The sequence below is a fragment of the Eggerthella hominis genome (assembly GCF_014287365.1).
GTDB classification, from domain to species: domain Bacteria; phylum Actinomycetota; class Coriobacteriia; order Coriobacteriales; family Eggerthellaceae; genus Eggerthella; species Eggerthella guodeyinii.
Window position 1 is genome coordinate 1 of record NZ_JACOOA010000021.1, and the last position, 864, is coordinate 864.

The 864-nt window shown below is 69.7% G+C and carries 1 protein-coding gene; it reads right to left on the minus strand.

The genetic code is table 11. The features are described from left to right. On the minus strand, nucleotides 1-855 hold an 855-nt coding region (gene nrfD, locus H8S61_RS17230; protein WP_366458690.1), incomplete at its 3' end, for an NrfD/PsrC family molybdoenzyme membrane anchor subunit. Nucleotides 856-864 lie beyond the last annotated feature (9 nt).

Consider the following 864-nt stretch of genomic DNA (forward strand, 5'->3'; position numbering starts at 1 on the left):
CACGCCGAGCGCCACGCCGAACTCGAGCGGCGTCGGGAAGTACACCATGCCCTGGTAGGCGCTCGCCATGGTGCCGGAGGCGTCCGTCACGGTGTACTGCGTCATGGGGCCGGCGTAGTCGATGCTCGGGATCTGGAAGCCGCCCACGAGCAGCTGCACGCGCTTGCAGAAGATGCCGACGATGGCCAAGAGCGACGCGACGACGATCAGCGGGCTCGTGCGCAGCCTCGGCGCGAAGCACACGACGGCGCAGAGCGCGCAGCCGACGACCTCGGTCCAGAAGAACGGGGCGAGCGGGCCGGTCGTGAGCATGCTCGCGACCTCGGCGCCCGAGCCGCCCGGGAAGGCGGAGGTCAAGAGGTCGCAGCCGAAGAAGTACAGGTCGACGAGCACGAAGGCGCCCAGCATCTTGGCGAGCTTGACGACGTTGGCCTGGTCGAGCTCCAGGTAGCCGGCCTTGCGAAGCGCGATGACGACGACCAGCACGAGCGCCACGCCGCACACGAGCGCGGAGGACACGAACCACGGGGCCAGAAGCGCCGTGTGCCAGAGCTCGTGGGCCTGCTGCAGCCCGAAGATCCAGGCGGTCACCGAGTGCACGAGGACGGCGCACACGAGGGCCACCACGCTGATCACGCGCAGCGCGGCCTGCGACACCTTGCCGGCCTCGGCGCGCAGCGTCGCCCAGAGGTAGGCGATCGACAGCACCAGGTACGCGCCCAGCACGAGGATGTCCCACATGAGCGGCGAGCCGAGGTTCGAGTAGGCGAACAGCTCCCACAGGCGGGCCGGCTGGCCGAGGTCCACCACGACGAACCCGACGGCGAGCACCGTGCAGCAGATCGACGTCCACACGGCCACCTT